This is a genomic window from Acanthopleuribacter pedis (assembly GCF_017377855.1).
In the GTDB taxonomy this organism is placed as follows: Bacteria; Acidobacteriota; Holophagae; order Acanthopleuribacterales; family Acanthopleuribacteraceae; genus Acanthopleuribacter; species Acanthopleuribacter pedis.
In genome coordinates this window covers 189,193-207,228 of the sequence record NZ_JAFREP010000019.1, presented here as the reverse complement: position 1 = coordinate 207,228, position 18,036 = coordinate 189,193, and the positions used below count along the sequence as shown (strand labels likewise).

The window sequence follows — 18,036 nt, the reverse complement described above, 5'->3', positions numbered from 1 at the left end:
GGCGCTGGTGCTCGCTTTGTTTAGTCAGTTGGCATCTTTTCTGAAAAAGGCGGGATCCGGCACTCGAGGTTTTCAAAATAAGCGCGGGTTAGCCGGCCTTGTCGGTTGTTTTTTGTGCAAGGGCTTCCAAGCTGTCGAATAAGGCCTCGGCTTGTTGATGGACGGCCAAGGGTTGAGCGGCGTGCTTGTAGGTTAAGGTTTTGGCGCGGCTGACAAGGTCGAACAGATCGGGATGGTTTTCCGTGAATTGGGTCAGGTACGCGATCATGCGTTGGACGCGTGGGTCCGCCATGTCCGTAACCGTGCCGCGTTCAATCAGCTTGACCACGGTCTGGCCGTAAAGCATTTGCCGCATATCCCACCAATTTGCCTTGGGTTCGTGTTGGTAAAAAGAATGGTCCAGTTCCTCGAGCGCTTTCTCGTAGTCTTGGTTCTGATAATGAATGCGGGCGAGATTAAAATGAGACCAAGGCCCGTTGCCGCTTTTTTCAAAATGGTAGGTGGCTTTGTCGTCGTTGTGACCGCGCGGATGCTGCTGGTAAAGCGTGCCCATGAGGAAATGGCTTTTTTGATTTTTTTGATCGATCTTCAGGGCTTCGTTTAGCAGCCTTTTGGCTTCCAGGGTCCAGTCGAGGTCGTGTTTTGTTTTCACCTTCATGATCAGGCCGGCGAAATCGGTGAAAAGATGGACGCGGTCGCCTGGCGGGTGGGTATAGAGCGCGTAGTTGAAAAACTGGTAGGCGTGGAGATCGTAACCGTCGGCCGCCTTTTTGAGTTGATCACGTATTTCGTGGATGAGGTAACAGGCGCGGGCGGTGCTGTATTGGGCAATCGAATGGGCTTGTGCGTAACTGCAATTGCTTTCCAGGTTGATGCCCTTCCGCGTGAAGATGCGGCATTCGTGGGCGGCGATGGAATTGGCCAACTTGAGCGCGACCTTGGCTTGCGCGGGATCGAGTTCGGTGGCTTTTTGAACATCATCGCGAAAGGCTTCCAGTAAATGGAGCTTGACATGGCAGACCAAACTCAAGCTCAGCAAAAGGACCTTTTCTAGATTGACGCGCGCGTGATCGCGACCTTGTTTTGGGGCGTTTTTGCTGTCGCCGGATTTTACCGCTTGCAAATGGCTCTGTGTTTGTTTGAATAACTCAAGTGTCTCGAGTGCACCGTCAATGTTGAACCCCACCTCTTCCGGGTTGGCGTAATGGAGACCGCCGATTTGGAGGTCGGGACTGTCCGAGTGGCGCACCAAGGTTTGTGTTTGGTCGGGGCGTTCGTCAATAAAAAGCGTTGCTGCTTGGATACGTACCGCGCTTAGCCAAGGTTTGATCACCTCATCAAGGGGTTTCTTGCAGGTGAAGGTCAGGTCCTCACTGTTAAAGCCCGGCACCACTTGGTCGAGATCTTCCACCAAAGCTTTTTGCAAGGAAGCATCACAGCTGGTGGTGAGCGGGCAACGGCAGCCGCCGTCGCCCGGTTTGGCGGTTGTACCTTCCAGCCATAATTTGGCCATCCGCACATACAGGTACATACCAATCGCGAGTACCAGTGATTGGTTGCGGACCGCCCGTGATCGGCTTTGGGCCATGAGAATGAGTCGGTTGTAGCGGACCTGAAATGGGAAAAAAGGTTCTGCGCTGATAAAGGCTTCCAAGCGGGATTGCATCGGTGTGTTGCGACCTTCGAAAAAAAACATTTCCAAGTAGCGAAACTGAATGTTGCCGCCCTCGTGGTTGCCCATGGTGCCCAGTTGCAACGCCAGCCGGTAGCGTGCCATCCAGTTGGCTGGATCGTGACCCACGGCGCGCTCCAAGCATCTTCGCGCCTTTTCCAAGTCGTTGCCGGCGGGCGCCCACAGCAGGGTTTCGCCCTCCAGGTAATCATGCAGGCTTTTCCAGTTATCGGTTAACCAAAGCGTTTGCTTGCGAGCGCTTTGATGAATGATGTACTTGGCGGCGACTTCCTGAATCACGCGGTTGAGATCGGGGCCGCGACCGGAAAGCCGCGGCGGGTCCTTTTTGGTGAGCAGGGAAGGGTTGAGGTGGAGCGACAAGTCAAAGACATAGTTGTTTTCGACTTTAAAAATCACCCCTTCTAAAGTATCGCCGGCGGGTTGAACCACGAAGGTTCGCATCAAAAAGTTGATCAAACTGTTGGAAAGGGTAACCGATCCGATGGTGATCGGCGAGGCCACCAATTCGTTGGGCAACTGAATGGGCTGCGAACTCTTGGGAATGCGAAAGTTAAGCTTGCTGGAGAAGTCAATGTCCACGATTTCGGTATTGGTTTGACCGGAAAACTGTTTGTTGAATTTTCCGATTTCGTGGTTGAAGACTTGGGCTAATTCGGAGGAACGCGCGGCGGCGTTTTTGGTGTCCACGGTTAAGTCGGCGATGCGAATGTTCAGTCGGTTGCGCCAATATTTGCCCAACAACCAGGAAATGATGCGGGGAATCCAGGGTAAGCCTTGTAAAACGAAGGGTAACAGCACGAGGATGAGCAACACTTCCAGCCAGGTTCCGAGTTTTGAAAACCACGCCTTGGTTTGGCTGTCGGCTGCTTGATCGGCAAGGGCTTTATCAAACGCCTGGTGTTGTTGGTGCAGCGGGTGATCTTTGGGGATGCGTTCCAATGAGATGGAACTCATGAGCAGGCGAGCGCTGGTTGGGTCTTTGCCGTTGATAAGCGTCTCCACTCTTTTGAGCCGTTTGTCCAAGGCCTCAAGTTCGCTAAACAAACAGCTTTGGCTCAAAACGGCGTCGATCCGCGTTATCGTCCTCGTGACCGTCAGGTCACCTGCTGGTGCTTCCGTTCTCGGCACTGCCAGTGCTTTGCGTAAGGTGGTGATGTGATCGGCGGCAAAACAAAGGCGGTTATGGGCCACCGCGTTTTTTGCCAGGGGTAGGGTGTCACGGGCCGTTTGGCGTTGGGCCTCGGTGAAATCGCTATTGGGATGAAGGATCCAAGATTCGATGTTACCCAGGTCACCTGTGATTTCTTGGCGAAAATGGGGTTCGTTTTGGAGGGTATCGCCGCCGGGCTGAAAGCATACCAAAATAGAAACGAATAAATGAAGCAGTGTCATTAAAAAATTTCCTGTTTATGTATGAATCAATTATATAGCGGACAGATTGAAAAGGTGTGCAAATTGTTTAGTATTCAGAAATGATACGTTCAGAGTCGAGTACCTGCGAGATGGCGCCGGTGCTCAATACACTAAAGCCGGAAACCCACGGCAGTTTACCAAGATACGTCGGCACGCTTTTGATCACGGTTTGTTGTTGGCCGATGACCCGATCAACCAGCAAACCACGGCAGCCGTGGGAGGAATACACCACGATCACCAGGCCCGATTCATAACAGGCGGCTTCGTCTTTAACCCCAAACAAGGTGCCCAGTGGGATGGTGGGCACCAACTCACCGCGAATGAGCAACATGGTGTTGCGGTCGATGTCGGGAACGAACTGGTCTTTTTTGCACACCATGGTTTCGCGAACCGCCGGGATGGGAATCGTCAGGTGCAAATCACCCACGCGGACCAACATCCCCTCAATAATGGACAGGGTCAGCGGGATGCGGATCCGGAAACGCGAAAAGCGGCCTAACTCGCTTTCGATGTCGACATTGCCGTTGAGCCCCGTGATGGCGCGGTGCACCACATCCATGCCGACCCCGCGCCCCGAAATATTGGTGACCTTTTCCGAGGTCGAGAAACCCGGCCGGAAGATGAGCGCAAATATATCGCCGGGACGGGTTGGCGCCGGTTCCGGTAGGACCCCGGTTTCCTTGGCTTTGTTGAGGATGATTTCCGGGTTGATGCCACCGCCGTCGTCCTCCAGCAAAATGTGGATTTCGCCGCCGGATTGATGGGCCGAAATGGTAAAGGTGCCGACCTCTGGTTTCCCGTTTTCCGTGCGTTTGGCCGGTGTTTCAATGCCGTGATCCACCGCGTTGCGCACCATGTGGACCAAGGGTTGGTAGAGGTGGTCCAAAATGGTGCGGTCCAGTTCCACATCGGTGCCGCCCAAGACGACATTGACCTTTTTGTTCAGTTGGCGTGACGTTTCCCGCGCCACCAACTTGAGTTTTTGGAAGGTTGCCAGCACCGGAACCATGCGCAGGCTCATCGAAATTTCTTGTAACTCGCGAATGAGTTGAGACATTTGAATGGTGGCGCGGCGTAAATCCTCGGCATCGCTGCTTTTTAGGCTGGGATGGTGGATCAGCGCATTTTCCGAAATCACCAACTCACCCACCAAGTTACCCAAACGCTCCAGCTTTTCCACGTGGACCCGGACCTGGCGTTCATTTTGGCGGGTGTCGCCCGTGCTTGCATCACCCTGTTTTTTGCGGTTGCGCTGTACCTTCAGTGCTTTGCGCAGGTCTGTTTCGCTCAGGGCCTTCATGTCCATCAAAATGCGACCCAAGGGTTGGCCCTGTTTGCTCAAAGCCTGATCCAGGGTGGCTTGGGAAATGAAGCCGTCCTCCACCAGAATCTTGCCGAGGAACACGTTTTCCCCGGCCGCTTCGCCGCGGTTGATCAACCGGGATAGCAGTGATTCTTGGCGGGCGAGCATTTCATAGTGAGATTCCGTGGGTTTGGTACAACGCACGGTTTCCAACAGCGATTGCAACGCCCGAAACATGATGCCCACCATGTTTTGACTTGCCTCGTGATTGAGCCGACCCACTTTTTTGGCTGCTTGGGCGAGGCGGTGCACCAACAGACGGATCTCGGGTGAGGGCGATTTACTCGCGTGGTGGTCGAGTTGTAGGGCGAGCTGTTGCAACTTCTCCCACTGCTTCTCGTTTTCGACACCCTCCCGCGTGTTTTGCAAGATTTGGATCAGCGCCTCGGCGTGGGTTGGGATCTCCGAGAGTTTGGCTTCTCCAGTCGGCACAAAGGTGAAGGCTTCAGCAGGGGGGCCCTCGGTTGGGTTCGCCGGTGCTTGCGGCGGCCCGCTGAGCGCCTTGTGGAGCGTGAGGGCCATCGCCTGGATTTCTTCCTCGTGGCCTCCGTCCTCGCCGGTATCTTTTAAGGTGGTCAACATGGTTCGCAGCAGTTTGGCCAAATCAAAAAACAAAACGATATGTGAACTGGACAGGGCGATCTTGTCTTTGCGCAGCGCGTCGAGCAGGGCTTCGCCCTCATGGGTGACGACGACAAATTGATTAAAACCCAAAGAGCCTGCAACCCCTTTAATGGTGTGAACGCCGCGGAACAAACCGTGGATGCGTTCCATGGTTTCATCCTCGTGACCGTTTTCATTAAAAAGATCTTCCATTTCAATTAAAACGAGGTCAAGCCGATCAAGGATCTCATCGGCCTCACTGAGGAAATCGTGGATCAGTGAGTCGTCCTGCATGCTGGTTCCAGGGTTTGAATATTGGGGGATATCTTCACCATCCTACAAAGCCCTTAAGTGATGGTCAAACAAATAATTACATAGGGGACATTCCTTCCGCCTCAGGGGATTTGATTGCTGGTTGTTGTTCCATTCGGCAATCGCAGGCGAAAGCGGGTGGAACCATAGAACGGCGTGTTGAAGGCGATGGTTTGTCCCGCCCCGGGGGGGGCGTCCCGTTCCAGGGGTGACCCATGGACTTCCTGTTGCCCCGAGGTTTAACCGTCGTATACTTGTTCGCAAGAGTTGGATGATTCATTCATGATTTTCGGAACAGGGCGCTATCGGCCATGGTTGGGCGATGTCCTGGGTAAACCTGAAGGAGTTCGAAGTGGCTGCTTACAAAGTGAATATCAATGGCAGAGTGGAAACGGTTGAGGCCGAACCCGATACCCCTTTACTCTGGGTCTTGCGCGATAAAATGAACTTAACGGGAACCAAATACGGCTGCGGCAAAGCTTTGTGCGGGGCCTGTACCGTTCATCTAAATGGTGTGGCGACGCGGTCCTGTGTGCTCCCCGTAAGCGGGGTTGGCGAAAACAAAGTGGTGACCATTGAAGGTCTAAAGGACGACAACGCAACGCGTTTGCAACAGAGTTGGATAAAGCACAATGTACCGCAATGTGGTTATTGCCAAGCCGGCCAAATCATGAGCGCCGCGGCGTTACTGGCGAGCAACAACAAGCCGGACGATGCCGCCATTGATGCCGCCATGAACGGCAATATTTGTCGTTGCGGTACCTACCAACGCATTCGCGCCGCGATTAAGGACGCCGCCGCCCAGGGGGACACGCCATGATGACGCAAGCCCCGTTTCGCGGCCTGGATCGCCGTGACTTTCTCAAGGCCGGTCTCGCCGCGGGGACCTGTTTGGCCGTGGCGGTCGGCGGTAACCCGGTGGTCGCCGGCTTCGATCCCACCAGGGTTCATCAACCACCGGCGAAAGAGCCCGTTTTCGCGCCCAATGTTTTTGTCGCGATTGACGGTGAGGGCGGCGTTTCTCTGACCGTGCAGCGCTCCGAGATGGGCCAGGGCATTCGCACCAGTTTTGCCATGTTGTTGGCCGAGGAATTGGAACTGGAACTGGACCAGGTCAAGGTGTTCCAAGCCACCGGCGATGCCAAATACGGCAACCAAAATACCGACGGTTCGCGCAGTGTGCGCACCTTATTCGTGCCCATGCGCCAGGCCGCCGCCGCCGCGCGCGAGATGTTGGTGCAGGCCGCCGCCAACCGCTGGCAAGTTCAGGCCCAAACCTGTTTCACCCGTGGCGGGGTCATTCACCACAAAGCCTCCAAACGCGAATTGCGTTTCGGCGACGTTGCCGCGGACGCCGCCAAGCTGCCGCTACCGGAGAATCCCAAACTCAAGGATCCCAAAGATTTTAAGCTCATCGGCAAGGGGCGGTCCGGGATTGATGTTCCCGATATCATCCAAGGCAAAGCGGTTTACGGTGCCGATGTGCGTTTACCGGGGATGGTGTACGCCTCCATCGAGCATGTTCCGGTTGTCGGTGCAACCTTGACCGAGATGGACGACAGCGCCGCGCGGGCCGTACCCGGTGTGATTGACATTATCAAAATGCCGAGCGCCACGGCGCCGGTGCTTTTCAAGCCCTTGGGCGGGGTGGCGGTGATTGCCGCGGATACCCATGCCGCTTTTAAAGCGCGCGGTGTGCTCAAGTTGAAGTGGGATGTGGGGCCGAACGGTACCTTCTCATCCGATGCCTACCAAAAGTCATTGCGTGAAACCGCGTCCAAACCCGGCCGCGTGGTGCGGGAAAAGGGCGATGTTGCCGCCGCCTTCGCCAAGGGCGGCAAACAGGTAAAACGCACCTATTACATGCCTTTATTGGCCCACGCCTCCATGGAACCGCCCGCCGCGGTGGCCCGTGTCACCGACGCCGGCTGCGAAGTTTGGGCGCCGGTACAGGCCCCCCAGCGCACCCGCCAGGTTGTCGCGGGCGCCTTGGATCTAGATCCAAGCAAAGTCACCGTGAATGTGACCTTGTTAGGTGGCGGTTTTGGCCGTAAATCCAAGCCCGATTTCGTGGCCGAGGCGGCGCTGCTTGCCAAGCAGGTCGGGAAACCGGTATGCCTGACCTGGCGGCGTGAGGACGACATCCGCCACGATTATTTCCACAGTGTCAGCTTACAAACCATGCAAGCAGCCTTGGGCGAGGACGGTTATCCCACGGCATGGCACCATCACACCGTTTTCCCCTCGATTGGTTCAACCTTTGATCCCAACGCCCGTTCCGGTTCCGACAATGAATTGGGGCTGGGTTTCACCAACCAACCCTATGCGATTGAGAACATTAAACTGGAAGTCGGCGAGGCCGAGGCCCATGTGCGTATCGGTTGGCTGCGTGCCGTGTGTAACCTGTTTCACGCCTTTGCCGTCAACCGCTTCTTGGATGCCTGTGCCAAGGAGGCGGGGATCGACGCCTTGACGTATCGCTTGAAACTGCTCGGTGAACCGCGCGATTTGGTGTTTAGTGAGGCCGACGAAAAAAGTCCTTACAAACTCAATACCGGCCGGCTCGCCCATGTACTCAACCTGGTTGCTGAGAAGTCGGGCTGGAAGGAGAAACGCCCTGCCGGGGTGGGATTCGGTATCGCCGCGCACTACAGCTTCATGAGTTACGTGGCCCAGGCTGTCCGGGTGCGCAAGTTGGACGACGGCTCCTTTAAGGTGGAACGTGTGGATGTTGCCCTGGATTGCGGCCAAATGGTGAACACCGATTCGGTCCGCGCCCAAATGGAAGGGGCCGTGATTTTCGGGTTGTCGCTGGCGATTAAAAACGAAATCACCGCCGAGGCGGGTCGTGTGGTTCAATCCAACTTTCACGACTATCCCATGTTACGCATGAGTGAAACGCCGGAGATTCAGGTTCACTTGGTTAAAAACAACCATTTGCCCACGGGTGTTGGTGAACCGGGCGTTCCACCCCTGCCGCCCGCCTTGGCCTCGGCCTTGGAGGAGGCGGGTGCGCCTGCCGGTGATGCGCTTCCCCTCAAATTTGTTTAGGCAATAAAACATTCGCATCGAACGGGACTGGCCCGCATTTCTCACAAGGCTTCGTCGCAGAATTCCTTGTGAGAAATGCGGGCTTGGTGGCGGTAGCCTTAGCGAGGTTGCCCCACCCTTTTTCTTGTTCTTAAAGAAGGGTTAACGGAATGCTACAACGAAGATTGCCCTTTTGTGGGACAACCGTCGCCACGACCGATGGGGCTCCATTGCGAACAAAAAGGTTTTTTTCTGTAAGATCCCGCGGGCGTTTCTGACTAAACGCGGTGTGAAACACAAACCTTGTGGTTCCATTACCCCTTACGTTCCTGTCTCAGGGTGTTAAAGTGGATCAACCCCATCGAGGATTTGATCCATCCATCATCAGAGGTCTCAACCGCGCGCGCTTTTCCGTGAGCGGTTTCCATTCAGGTTTTAACTAAAACCTGGCCTTTCATTCTTGTGATATTCACCTGGTCCATTGGGCTCCCCAACGTTTAGCCGGCAAGGTCCCTTGTCGTACCTTCTTTTGTCCCAACCGTTTGTGAGGCTGGGGCCATTTCCGAGGGTTCATTTGGGTTTGCCAAAGATTTACCATATCGAGGTTTGGATGAAGAATTTTTTAGGGCAAGTGCTGGCCGTTCTTGTGGCTTTTACCATTATCGGATCCGTGGGCGGCTTGTTCGTCGCCATTGGTGTCGCCGTGGGCGGCGGTTCCGACGGCATTAAAGACAAATCACTACTCAAACTGAACATGAGTTTACCCATCGTAGATAAACCCATTAGCAATGACGTCGGTGAAGCTGTACGGGAAATTGCCAAAGGCAACGAGCCGCCCGAGGGGATCACCCTGCGTACCGTGCTGGATTCCATTGAATACGCCGCGACCGATGATCGCATCGCCGGTATTTACCTAACCGGCAACGCCGGCGGTGGGATGCGTACCGGTTGGGCCAACTTTGCCGAAGTTCGCCGTGCTTTGATTGAATTTAAAGCCTCTGGTAAAAAGATTTATGCTTACAACGAAAACTACGGCGAGCGGGATTACTACCTTGCATCTGTTGCCGATAACCTCTACCTCAACAAATTCGGTTTTATGGAACTTAACGGCTTTGCCGCCGACATGATGTTCTTTAAAAAAGCTTTTGAAAAATACGGTGTCAACGCCCAGGTAACCCGCGTCGGTAAGTACAAGTCCGCGGTCGAACCCTACCTGCTCGATAAAATGAGTGATGCCAACCGCGAGCAAATCACCACCTTGCTCAACGATTTGATGACCGCCTTTATTGACGGCGTGGTTGAATCCCGCGGCCTGACCGCCGAGGAACTCAACCAAATCGCCCAAGAAAAAGGCGTCCTGATGAGCGATGCCGCCGTTGAGGCCAAATTGTTCGATGCAGCCCGCGATTACGACGAAGTATTGGATGAACTTCGCGAGGTGACCGGGACCGAGCCGGGCAAGAAAATTGAGAACGTGCTTGGTTTTGGCAAGTACCACGCCGCTATTGCCGACAAAATCAAAAAGTCCAGCAAAGAGAAAATCGCGGTTGTCTACGCCGAGGGCACTATTGTCGACGGTGAGAGTAAAAAGAATGTCGGCGGCCGCACCGTGGCGCGTCTGTTGCGCAAGGCCCGTGAGGACAAAGATGTAAAAGCGGTTGTGTTGCGCGTTAACTCGCCCGGCGGCAGCGCTCAGGCGTCCGAGTTGATTTTGCGTGAGGTTCGTTTGACCAAAGCAGAGAAACCCATCGTGGTATCCATGGGTTCCTTGGCCGCCTCCGGCGGTTACTGGATCAGCGCCTACGCCGATGAAATTATTGCCGAGCCCAATACCATTACCGGTTCCATTGGTGTCTTTGGTTTGTTCTTCAACTTCGGGGAACTGATGACCGAACACGGGGTGACCACCGACGTGGCCGCAACCCACAACTATGCCGCCACCGGTTCCGCCTACCGCGCCATGAGCCAAGAAGAACTGGATTTCATGCAGGACATCATCGACTTCATCTACGAGGGTTTTCTGGACCGTGTTTCCGAGGGCCGCAACCTGCCCCGTGAGCAAGTTGCAGAGATTGCCCAGGGCCGCGTTTGGTCCGGCGCTCGCGCCAAGGAACTCGGCTTGGTTGACCAATTGGGTGGTTTGGAAGATGCCTTGGCCGCCGCCGCCAAACGTGCTGAATTGGAAGCCTATCAAATCGAGCAATTCCAAAAAGAAATGACGCCCATGGAGAACCTGATGGAGAAAATGGGCATGAACACCATGGTTCAAACCGAAAGCCGTGCCGAAACCGATTTACGCCGCATGATTTCCGAGGCGGAAGCACTGCTCAAGACCTACAACGATCCACGCGGTGTTTACGCACGTTTGCCTTACGAACTCGAAATCGACTAATATCAACTGCTTAGATCAACGAGGCCGCTTTTCCGTCGGGAGGGCGGCCTTTTTGCATTTACAGCGACTTATGAGAAGATAGGCTTTCGCCGTCAACGTCCCAAGCGCCGCCCGGTGGATGCCCGTGTTAACGCGGTCCATGGCGTGCTAACGCGTGTTTGCCAAAAGGGATGCGGTCTAGAAAATCAACGGGTCCTTATCGGCCTCGGCAGGTGCTCATGAAATGGTGTTCGCGAACGTCGCGTGGTTCCGATTTGGTGTCCCAGGTGCAAGATGCCGGCTTGTATATCCTGGAACAGTTTGAGGGGCAGAGCCCCGATGTGGTTTTTGTGTTTGTCTCGGCCCAATTTCGCGGGGCGTTTGATCAAATCCCGCGCTTGCTGGTTGACGTGTGTCAGCCGGCCCAAATTTTTGGGGCCTGTGGCGGCGGGATCCTCGCCGACGGTGACGAGGTCGAGATGGAACCGGGTCTGGCCGTGATGGCCGGGTTGTTACCGGATGTGTTCTGTCACAGCTTTTCAATTACGCCCGAAGAGTTCGGGGATCTGGATTCAGCCAAACTCATCGACAAAATTGGCGTCCCCGCGGAGAATAGCCCGTCCTTCGTGTTGTTGTTTGACCCGTTCTCTTGTCCGCTGGATCCCTTCCTCCATCTGATGGATCAAACCTTTCCCTTCAGTCAGAAAATCGGAGGATTGGTCAGCGGTGGCCAGGGTCCTGGACAGCACGCCTTGTTCCACGGCGGACACTGCACGGATCGCGGCATGGTCGGCCTCGTATTCGACGGAAACCTGGCCATGGATACCATGGTGGCGCAAGGCTGTCGCCCCATCGGCAGTCCGCTGTTTTTGACCTCGGTTGCCGGTTCGGTCATTCGCGAAATTAACGGCGAAGTACCGCGCGCCGTACTCGAGAGCATCTATGCCGGCTTGTCGGAGCCGGATCGTCAGTTGTTTCGACACGCCTTGTTTGTCGGCATCGAAATGCAACCGGAAGACCGCATTTACAACCGCGGCGATTTCCTGATACGCAACTTAATGGGTATTGACCCCAACCATGGTTTTCTCCAGGTCGGTGCCGACCTAACCCACATCAAGGTTGCCCAGTTCCACGTCCGTGACACGCAAACCTCGCGCGACGACCTGCGTCTTCAACTCGACCGCTACCAAGAAACCCTTGCCGAGCGGCGTCCCGTCGGCGCGCTGATGTTCAGTTGTTTGGGTCGCGGTATTCGTTTCTACGACGAGCCCAATGTGGACAGCGGCCTGGTGCATTCGGTTTTTGACGGCCTGCCCATGGGTGGTTTTTTCTGCAATGGGGAGATCGGACCGGTACAAGGACGCACCTTTGTGCACGGATATACCAGTTCACTGGGCTTCTTGCGACCGAGGCATGGTTGATGGTCCCGCGTGGGTCCCGAAGGCTTCTTACTCACAAGGCCTTCAGCTTCTTGCTGCGAAGCCTTATGAGAAATGCGGGCTAGTTCAGGTTGCGGTTGAGGGCGGCTTTCATTTTGCTGAGTACCGCGGGGCCGCTTTGCTGGAAAAATTCCAGCAGCTCGTTCAAGCTGGATTCTTGACCGTGGAGCATAATTTTGCGGGTTTTTCCCTGGGCCTTCTGAATGTTGGCCGCGTGGGTAAAAACGATTTTTTGGTAGAGCAACGAGCATTGCTCTTTTTGTTCCCGCTTTTTGTCGATTTTTTTGCGGATCGCGTTGCGTTTGTTCTGCTCGACGGTTGCGCCCAGCTTGGTGCGCAGTTCCTTGATCTGGTCGGCGAGTTTGGTCGCCTCGGTGGCGGTTTTGTAGAGGGTAGGGAAGACGTTGTAGGTGATGTTCTTAAAATTGCCGCCGGATTCTTCCTGAAGCACCGTAACCTTCTCGTCATCGTAATAGGATTGCAAGCAAAGTAAGGCGCGGAAGGTGGCTTTGTCCTCAACGAGCAAGCTGGGGCATTCGCCTTTGCGGACGATTTTTTCAAACCCAGACACCAATTTCTTTTCCAGGGTGGTGTATTCGCCGTTGATCCCTTTGCTGATGCCGAGGAAAGCAACAATATCGGCGTGAATGCGTTCCAATACATTGATGGGTGTCAAGGAGAGTTGGTACAGACGGTCGGACTCCTCCAGATGTTGGTGGTCCTTGGGTGATCCCTTTTCGCCGGCCGTGGGGCTCAGCGTTTGGTCTGTATCGGGTGCGGGGGGAATTTTGTCGTCAACCACCATAAACCTACTTGCTCGTGTGAAACGCGTCGATCCGGTTGCCGGCTGTTTGAATCCAAGATCGTATCCATGCTTCCAGGCGCGCAAACCTAGTTTTAGCAAACCCTGATACAGGTAATCAATGGCGTTATGTGGGTTTTACAGGTTTGTTAACATCTTGGAAAAACCGCTACATCCCATGCAGGGTTTTGGTTAAGGCCTCAACGCGGCGATGAACATCGTTTTGGAGTTGTTCGACGTGGCGCTGAGCGCGATACGCCGTGTTCCATTTGGTGGTTAGGTTAAGCGCTAACTGCTTCACTTCCAGTGAGTCAAACGGTTTTTTGATAAACAGAAGCTTGTCGTTGACACCCAATTTCTGCACCATTTCGTCCCAGGTATAGTCAGAGTATGCCGTAACAATTACTACTTCCGTAAAAGGGAAGCGGCGCCATATTTGGTCGACTGTGCGGATACCATCCCAGCCCGGCGGCATGCGTACGTCCATAAAAACAAGCGTGTACGGATCGTTATCATCGGCAGCTTTTTCTACCATTTCCAAAGCCTGCTTCCCCTGAAAGGCCGAGTCAATACGGTAACGGATATCCGGTGTTTTTTTTGCTTTTTCTGTGAAAGCGGGATCGTCTGAAAATAGCGCGTCCTCGAAGCTGCGCAACTCTTGGTCGAGCTCCGTGGGCTGGACCGGGGATAAAATCTTCTGGATGTCCTTATGGATATCGCGGTTGTCGTCACAAATCAGGATGCGGTTGTGAAAGACGGTGTCCTCGAACTGGTCCGGCCCGCTCGCTTGGGCGGGGTCACCTTCATTTACCTGCTTTGAACCTTGTTTGGGTTCTTGGGTCATGACGATCTCCATGAGCTGTGCATTGGTTTCCTCATCGTTTCTAACATAGGTTTTCTTTAAATTGTTAGTTCGAAATGATGCTTCCTCGGTGCCCGATGCCGCCTTCGCGGTATAATGAGCGCCGTTTTAATAATGAAGCCGGATTTCACCTTAGGATCCAACCTTAGTGAGGTTGGTTTAGGGAGGCGTTGTGAACAGAAAACTTGTGATTGCCTTGTGCTGGGTTTTCGTAGTCGCTTGTTTCGGTCGGGACCCGCAGGCCGCGCGCTTTGAGGAACTCACCCACCGGATCAAGGCGGTTAACAGTGAAGCGACCGGTGCGCGGATGGCCGCGGTCGGCCGCATGTTTTTGGGTGTTCCTTACGAACCCAATACCCTTGAAGTCAATGATGAGGAACAGTTGGTCGTCCGTTTTGACGGGTTTGATTGTTTCACCTTCGCGGAGTCCGTGTTGGCGTTGGCTCATGCGCCTGAATCCTATGAAAACTATCGTGCGCTGCTGCAGCGGTTGCGCTACCGTGACGGCCGCATTGAAGGTTATGCCTCGCGGCTGCACTACACCACCGATTGGGCTCGCGAAAATGCGGAACAGGGCATGGTGGAAGACGTGACCGCGGCGCTCGGCGGCGAGCCTTATGACAAAACCATCGACTTTATGTCCAAGCATCGCAAGAGTTACCAAGCGCTAAAAACCGATGACCAGGCCTTGTCCCAAATTGAGGCTGTCGAAACCGAACTCAATCGCCACAAACGCACTTACCTGCCCAAAGCTCGGCTTGATGCCGCCGCCTCGGGGATTGTGGAAGGCGATATTTTGGCCATTACCACCTCCATCGCGGGTTTGGACGTGGTTCACGTGGGGTTGGCGGTCTTTGTCGAGGGCCGGCTGCACATGCTGCACGCCAGTTCCAAAAACAAGAAGGTCGAAATTACCAAGGAACCGCTGTCAGCCTACTTGGCGGGTCACCGCACCCAGACCGGGGTGATGGTGTTTAGACCCAAGTAAGGACGCCAAGCGCGGAACAGGGATAGGGCCAGGGCGAGCCAGTTTCCCGTTACCGCTTGCACCAGGGTGCGCAGCAGGGCGCCCAACAGGTTCAGCGCCAGGATCGCGTCTGAAAAAGTGCCGTCGACGCGTTGCTGTTGGGACGCAACCAAGGGATCGGTCTTGCCGCTTGCGAAGTTGATGATGTCCCCGGTGCCCAGCCACCGGGTGGCGATAAAGGCCTCGGGCGTGCCGCTGACGATGGGACGACCGCGAATCAGGCGGCCCAAGGTTCGACAATGGCGCCAGAAAAGGCTGAGATGTTGGGTTAGTCGGTCTCGCACCGCGGTGAAGCAGCGCAAGGCGGTTTGCCACAGACCCGTGATACTTTGCCAAGCCGACAAAGCGCCCTTGGCGACCGCGCGCCCCGCGTGAACCAGACTGTTGCGGACCGAGGCATAGGCGCGGTTGCCCCATTTTTTAAGGTTGTTCCAGGTTCTCCCCAGCCAGGATTTTTTGGGTGTTGCCGCGGCTGTTTCCGGCGGTGGCGGTAGTGCTACCGGGTTTAGTGCCAACAGTTGGGTCTCGTGGGCCGTGACCTCGGCATCGGTGGGTCGGCTAAAACCGAAAACCACAAAACAATGGGGCGCGATGACAAGCTGTCCCGGAATATGGCGCATGGTTTTGGCCGGGTCGAGCAATTGCTCTTGCAGCCAGGTCGTCAGTGCCTCAACCGTGGCCGCGCCCGCCATGCCGTCCTGAAGGTGGTGGTAACAGCCGCTCATCCAAAGTTGGGTTTGCAGCAAGGCCAAGCCAAAGCGGTTGGTGAGGCCGTGGGGATCCGTGCTGGGCAGGGTGCTCTGGTCGGCGTCGAAATCGCCTCGCTGTTGGAGTATGCCAAAAGATAAGCCGGTTAGGCCTTGGGCGACGGATTCGGGCCTGAGCAGGCAGGGCGTGGTCAGGCAAAAGCCGCCCGGTTGGTTTTCGTTCGGTTTGCAGTTGGCAAAAAATCGCGCGCCCATTTGGTAAGGATCGCCGAGGAGGGTCATGGTCGCCCGGTCAACCGTTGCCGGGTCGGGTTGCGGGGTAGCTTGGTTGAGCCCAAGTACCGCGCGGAATTGGTTAAAGGCGTGGAGCAGGGCCGCGTCCAGTTCGTTGCCGATGGGTCCGTGGTACAGCCCTAGCCGGGTGAGTTGCAGTGCGGCCACCCGCACGCGGAGGTGACGGGCACCCTGGCGAATGGGATAAGCGATGGTGGGTAAAACCAACGGTTCAAAAGTGGTTAAGGCGGCCACGGCCTCGCGAAAGTCGGGATCGGCGGGATCATGGCCAGGCAGGTCCGGCCATTCCGCGGCGACCGTCGCGCAAGCGTGCTGCAGTTGGCTGGGTGTCGGTGGTGTGTCGCCCCCCGCCAGATAACCCAGTTGGCGGAGGTGGTAGACCAAAGTGGGATCCGGCACGCCCGCGGCCTCGGACCAAGCCGCGATCCCGCCAAGATCGAGATGTTGATCCAAGCTCGCCAGGGTCAGTAACGGGTTGGCACCTTCGGCAACCGTGTCAAAGCCAATCCACGTGGTCATTAACTGATTTTAAAGGCTTCAAGTGTGGCTTGAATAAAGGCGTGGCGGGCGTTGCGGGCCTGCTCGACGCTTTGATTGTGAAGGGTAAGCAGATTCTGCTGCTGCGGGGTGAGGTTGTCCTTGACGAACAGGGCCGTGTCCATGTCGACCTCGATATGGGTCACCGCAACCGCGTTTAAACCTTGGCTTTTAACCGCTTGGATGTTTTTGAGGATGTCTTGGAAGGTGATGGTTTCGGCCGGGTCCGCCGCGCCGCCCGCATCGGCCTGCTGATTGAGGGTGACGTCGATATCGCCCGTCAGGGTGACCACGTCCAGGGTAGTGATGTCGGAAATCATGGCTTCGAGGTTGTCCCAGAATTTGGAAAGCGGGCCGGACGGAATGGTGCTGCTCATGGTCGTGCTCCTTTAATGACCGGTGTCGCGGTCTTGGCGGAAACCGGGTTAAAAACGGTGCTGGTGGAAAATTCGGTCGCGGTAACGCCAGGGCGGCGTCCCCTCGAGTTGGTCGAGCGGATAGACTTTGCGCAGTTCGCCGCCGAAGGTGCTTGAACCGGGAATCAGGCCTTTGTGGTACTGAAAGTGCCACCATTCCGAGGCGAGTGTATCGCCGTTTTGTTCAAAGCGTCGGCGGTAGGGGATGGGGAAGAAGTGGTGTTTTTCAGCCAGTGCGGTCAGGTCGGCAAAAGGCCCGGTGATGGTTTTTCTTTGGGAAAAGCCGGGATCGCCCGCCACCAAGACATGCTCAAGCGTGACCGGTTCGACCCGCGCCGGATCGCAGCGGACCCAAACGCGCAAGCGGCGTTTCGCCTGATCCGCCAATTGGACCAAGTAGGGGTCCTTATCCAAATGGTGGAGGCCGCTCCAGAAGAAGAGGTCGAAGGCAAGGCCGAGGTAGTGGAACGAGGCTGAGGCGCGGTTGTAAGAGACGTGGGCGCTCAAGGCGCGGCGTCCGGCTGAGGAGGTAAGCAAACCGCCGAGGTCGTTGACCTTTTGTTTGAGCAGGCGAAAGTCGGCGGCGGCGTCGGCGCGCAGGAACAACTGGGGGTTGCCGCCGGGATAGCTGTCGGCGGGTACTTTGGTAAAGGGGAGCAGCCCGTTGCCGGCGGCGGCGGTACCCGGCGAATTCAGTTCAATGACGTGGTGTTGGTAGGCGTTTTCTAGGGCGGTCATGGTAATCGGACCGACGGTGCCGTCGGCGTAGATGCCGGCAAATTCCTGAAAACGAATGACGGCGCGTTCGGTCATTTCGCCAAATTCGTGGTCACATTTACCGGGATGAAAACCGAGTTCCACCAGCAATTGTTGGATGGCGGCGACCGAATCCGAACCCTTTGGGGTTTCGCGGCTTAGTGTCATCAAGAGACCTCTTGGTGAGATGGTATTGGATAAAACGATCCTAACATTCTTGTTGTGAAAATTCACCCTCCGCCCGCATTTTTTCACGAGGATTGCTCGAAAGAAGTTGCAAGCCTTGTGAAAAATGTGGGTTAGAAGTGATTTTGCTGCTATGTGCTTGCTTGTGGCCTGCGCGGCGCTTTTGCGAGGCGTGGCTGGTTTTTGAAGCGGTTGTTTTTTCTGTAAGGAACGGGCGCGGGCATT

At 55.5% G+C, this 18,036-nt stretch carries 12 protein-coding genes; 5 read left to right on the top strand and 7 right to left on the bottom strand.

Translation table 11 applies throughout. The annotated features are described in order from the left end of the window. Positions 1-88: 88 nt before the first annotated feature. Both J3U88_RS20220 and J3U88_RS20215 read right to left on the bottom strand, forming a co-directional pair. Entirely contained in the window at positions 89-3,085 is a 2,997-nt protein-coding gene (locus tag J3U88_RS20220) for a tetratricopeptide repeat protein (protein WP_207860765.1), read from the bottom strand. Positions 3,086-3,152: 67 nt separating this feature from the next. Then, the gene (locus J3U88_RS20215) at positions 3,153-5,366 is read right to left on the bottom strand and encodes a chemotaxis protein CheA (protein WP_207860764.1); all 2,214 of its coding nucleotides are present in this window, start codon (positions 5,364-5,366) and stop codon (positions 3,153-3,155) included. Between the two features lie 370 nt (positions 5,367-5,736). On the opposite strand from J3U88_RS20215, the gene J3U88_RS20210 reads away from it, so the two are divergent. The 4 genes from J3U88_RS20210 (at position 5,737) to J3U88_RS20195 (ending at position 12,206) form a co-directional block, all read left to right on the top strand. After that, positions 5,737-6,204, top strand: a complete 468-nt coding sequence (locus J3U88_RS20210; RefSeq protein WP_341535190.1) for a (2Fe-2S)-binding protein — start codon at positions 5,737-5,739, stop codon at positions 6,202-6,204. After that, entirely contained in the window at positions 6,201-8,435 is a 2,235-nt protein-coding gene (locus tag J3U88_RS20205; RefSeq protein ID WP_207860762.1) for a xanthine dehydrogenase family protein molybdopterin-binding subunit, read from the top strand. Before J3U88_RS20210 ends, J3U88_RS20205 begins: the two co-directional genes overlap by 4 nt. Positions 8,436-9,024: 589 nt before the next feature. Continuing rightward, positions 9,025-10,806 (top strand): signal peptide peptidase SppA, encoded by a 1,782-nt coding sequence (gene sppA / locus J3U88_RS20200; RefSeq protein WP_207860761.1) that lies wholly within the window; start codon positions 9,025-9,027, stop codon positions 10,804-10,806. Between the two features lie 218 nt (positions 10,807-11,024). Beyond that, a complete protein-coding gene (locus J3U88_RS20195; protein WP_207860760.1) occupies positions 11,025-12,206 on the top strand; it encodes an FIST signal transduction protein in 1,182 nt (393 codons plus the stop codon). A gap of 79 nt (positions 12,207-12,285) precedes the next feature. Here the strand turns inward: J3U88_RS20195 and J3U88_RS20190 are convergent, their stop codons facing one another. Together J3U88_RS20190 and J3U88_RS20185 are read right to left on the bottom strand one after the other, a co-directional pair. Further along, complete coding sequence (locus J3U88_RS20190; RefSeq protein ID WP_207860759.1) at positions 12,286-13,029, bottom strand: hypothetical protein; 744 nt, start codon at positions 13,027-13,029, stop codon at positions 12,286-12,288. A 166-nt stretch (positions 13,030-13,195) separates the two neighbouring features. Continuing rightward, positions 13,196-13,870 (bottom strand): response regulator transcription factor, encoded by a 675-nt coding sequence (locus J3U88_RS20185; protein WP_207860758.1) that lies wholly within the window; start codon positions 13,868-13,870, stop codon positions 13,196-13,198. A 190-nt stretch (positions 13,871-14,060) separates the two neighbouring features. Here J3U88_RS20185 and J3U88_RS20180 point away from each other — a divergent pair, with 190 nt between their 5' ends. Beyond that, a complete protein-coding gene (locus J3U88_RS20180) occupies positions 14,061-14,876 on the top strand; it encodes an N-acetylmuramoyl-L-alanine amidase-like domain-containing protein (protein ID WP_207860757.1) in 816 nt (271 codons plus the stop codon). On the opposite strand, the gene J3U88_RS20175 is transcribed toward J3U88_RS20180, so the two are convergent. From J3U88_RS20175 to J3U88_RS20165, 3 genes are read right to left on the bottom strand one after another with little or no spacing between them, the layout of a single operon-like run. Then, entirely contained in the window at positions 14,834-16,435 is a 1,602-nt protein-coding gene (locus J3U88_RS20175; protein ID WP_207860756.1) for a hypothetical protein, read from the bottom strand. The two genes, J3U88_RS20180 and J3U88_RS20175, sit on opposite strands and share 43 nt — an antisense overlap. Beyond that, positions 16,435-16,830, bottom strand: a complete 396-nt coding sequence (locus J3U88_RS20170; RefSeq protein WP_207860755.1) for a hypothetical protein — start codon at positions 16,828-16,830, stop codon at positions 16,435-16,437. Before J3U88_RS20170 ends, J3U88_RS20175 begins: the two co-directional genes overlap by 1 nt. A gap of 48 nt (positions 16,831-16,878) precedes the next feature. Beyond that, positions 16,879-17,793, bottom strand: coding sequence for a peptidoglycan-binding domain-containing protein (locus J3U88_RS20165; RefSeq protein WP_207860754.1), 915 nt, complete (start codon positions 17,791-17,793; stop codon positions 16,879-16,881). Between the last annotated feature and the right edge of the window lie 243 nt (positions 17,794-18,036).